3 protein-coding genes are annotated in these 2,791 nt (G+C 70.8%); 2 read left to right on the forward strand and 1 reads right to left on the reverse strand.

The window, feature by feature from the left end; all coding sequences use genetic code 11:
* Nucleotides 1–1,028: D-alanyl-D-alanine carboxypeptidase/D-alanyl-D-alanine endopeptidase (dacB, locus tag PHX69_RS16020; protein WP_502958555.1), on the reverse strand; the 1,028-nt coding region annotated here is incomplete at its 3' end.
* 225 nt (nucleotides 1,029–1,253) lie between these two features.
* On the opposite strand from dacB, the gene PHX69_RS16025 reads away from it, so the two are divergent.
* Both PHX69_RS16025 and tsaB read left to right on the forward strand, forming a co-directional pair.
* Nucleotides 1,254–2,252, forward strand: coding sequence for a DMT family transporter (locus tag PHX69_RS16025; RefSeq protein ID WP_193552718.1), 999 nt, complete (start codon nucleotides 1,254–1,256; stop codon nucleotides 2,250–2,252).
* Nucleotides 2,253–2,267: 15 nt separating this feature from the next.
* A partial coding sequence (gene tsaB / locus PHX69_RS16030; protein WP_288045134.1) for a tRNA (adenosine(37)-N6)-threonylcarbamoyltransferase complex dimerization subunit type 1 TsaB occupies nucleotides 2,268–2,791 on the forward strand: 524 nt, incomplete at its 3' end.

Consider the following 2,791-nt stretch of genomic DNA (forward strand, 5'->3'; position numbering starts at 1 on the left):
GTGGCGGTGCCGTGGGCGTTCAGCGCCAGTGTCAGAAACAGCTGCTGCGCCATGACGTTGTTGCTGTATTTGTTGATGTCGCGCACCACCTCGGCCAGCGGCGGCGAGGCCATGCTGAAGGCCGGTTGCAAGGCGGCGGGCACCGGCCCATAGCGCACGCTGCCGGTGAGCTTGCCGCCCAGCTCGCGCCACAGGCCCTCGATGGCGCGCGCCGCGTAGGCGCCGGGGTCGGCATAGGCCACGGCCCAGCTGCGTTCGCCACAGGAGGCCGGGTACGCGCCCAAAAAGGCCAGGCGCGCGGGGTCGGCCAGTTCGGCGCGCAGGCTGGCGCGCCAGTCACCGCAGGCCGTGCCCGGCGGCGCCAGCGGCACGCGCGTTTGCGTCTGCACCCCGGCCAGGGGCGGATCGAACTGCACGCGCGCCGTGCCCGCCTGGGCATCGGGCACAAAGCCCATGGCCACGGCCTTGAAGTTCAGCAGCAGGGCGTCGGGGGCGGCGTTGTAGGGGCGCAGGGGCTCGCCGTCGAACTGCGCCGGGTCGTGGGCGGGCAGGGCAAAGGCGCTGCGGTCAAGCACGATGTCGCCCACGATCACCTGGATGCCCTGGCCTTGCAGGCGCCGCAACAGCAGCCACAGGCGCTCCATGACCAGCTTGGGGTCGCCCTGGCCGCGCACATACACGTTGCCGCGCAGGCTGCCGTCCTGCACGGTGCCGTCGATATAGACCGGCGTGTTCCAGACATAGGCGGGCCCCAGCACGTCCAGCGCGGCAAAGGTGGTGACCAGCTTCATCACCGAGGCCGGGTTCATGGGTACCTGGGCGCGGTGGGTCAGGCGCGGGGCGGCGCCACCTTGGGCATCGACCACCAGCACCGACAGCGCATCCAGCGGCAACTGCGCCCGTGCCAGCGCGGCCTGCACGGCGGGGGGCAGCGCTCGCGTGGCGGCGCCTGAAGGCGTGGCTGCGGGCGCAAGCGCCAGTGCAGAGGCCGGGGCCGACAAGGCCTTGGCAGCAGGCGATGCCGCCAGCGGCGCAGTGGCGGGTACGGCGGGTACGGCGGGCACGCGCGGGGTTTGCGCCAGCGCAGCGGGCAGCGCGCACACAGCGGCAGCGCCCCACAGCAAAGCGCGCCAGCGGGGCAAAGCCGCTGGCAAAGAACACAAAGAAGAGCACATGGCGGCAAGTGTAGGGCGCGCCCGCCGCACAAACCCCGGCCCGCTGCAGTCTGGCAAGGCGCGCGGATAATCGCGGCCATGCGTTTTTCTCCCCGGGCCCAGGGCCTTGTTGCGGCCCTGGTCACCGTCACCATCTGGACTGCTTTTATCGTCATTGCCCGGGCATCGGCCCAGCGCACGCTGACGCCCTTCGATATCGCTTTTTTGCGCATCGTGGGTGCCAGCCTGGTGCTGCTGCCCTGGGGCTGGTGGATCGTGCGCCACCGCACCGCCGCACCGGCGGGCACGGTGGCCACGTCCAGCCTGGCGGGGCTGTCGCCGCTGCCGCTGCGCACCACGGTGCAGCTGGGCCTGTTTGGCGGCGTGGTCTATGCCTTGCTGGCGTATTCGGGCTTTTTTTACGCCCCGGCCACCCACGCCTCGGTGCTGATGCCGGGCAGCCTGCCGCTGTGGACAGCGCTGCTGGCCGCCCTGCTGCTGGCCGAGCGCATCACGCCCGCGCGCGCCACCGGGCTGGCGCTGATCGTGGCGGGCGATGTGCTGGTGGGCGGGCGCAGCCTGCTGGCAGCGTTTGACGGCGGCGATGTCTGGAAGGGCGATCTGCTCTTCATGGGCGCGGCCAGCTGCTGGGCCACCTACAGCGTGCTGGCGCGGCGCCACGGCGTGGGTGCCGTGCATGCCACCATCGCCATCACCGCGCTGGCTTGCACGGTGTATGTGCCCATGTATGCGCTGCTGGCCGCGTTGCAGCTGGCGGGCAGCCAGCTCGCTCAGGCGCCCTGGAGCGAAATCTTGTTCCAGATGGTGTTCCAGGGCGTGGGCTCGGTGGTCATCTCGGGCATCACCTTCACGCGCATGATCCAGCACTATGGCCCCGTGCGCTCGACCATGATCACGGCGCTGGTGCCCGGCCTGTCGGCCATCGGCGCAGTGTGGCTGCTGGGCGAGCCGCTGCACTGGAATTTGGGCGCGGGCCTGCTGCTGGTGACCCTGGGCATCTTTTTTGGCGTGCTGGGCAGCCGCCGCAGCACCACGCCGCCCACGCCCACCGCCGCCAGCGGCCAGACCAACGCCTAAAGAGCGCACTGCACCATGAATTTGCTTGCTTTTGACACCAGTACCGACACCCTTTCGATCGCCGTAGCGCGTGGCGATGCCGACACCGTGTGGGCACACAGCGGCCCCGGCGGGGCGCAGGCCTCGGCCACGCTGATTCCGACCGCGCTGCGCCTGCTGGCCGAGGCGGGGCTGGACTTTGCCCAGCTCGATGCCATCGCCTTCGGACGCGGGCCGGGGTCGTTTACCGGATTGCGCACCGCCTGCGCGGTGGCCCAGGGCATGGCCTTTGGCGCCCACAGCGGGCAGGCCATTGCGGTGCTGCCCATCGACACCCTGGCCGCCGTGGCCGAAGAAGCGCGCCACCAGCACGGCTGCACCCAGGTGCTGGCCACGCTGGACGCGCGCATGGACGAGGTCTACAGCGCCCGCTACCAATGGCACGACGGCATTTGGCAAGGCGACGATGACTTTGGCCTGTGCGCCCCCGAGGCCGTACAGGTGCCTGCGGGCTGGGCCGTGGCGGGCAATGCCCACGCCGTGTATGGCCAGCGGCTGGC

It is taken from the genome of Simplicispira sp., assembly GCF_028687295.1.
Lineage (GTDB): Bacteria > Pseudomonadota > Gammaproteobacteria > Burkholderiales > Burkholderiaceae_C > Simplicispira > Simplicispira metamorpha.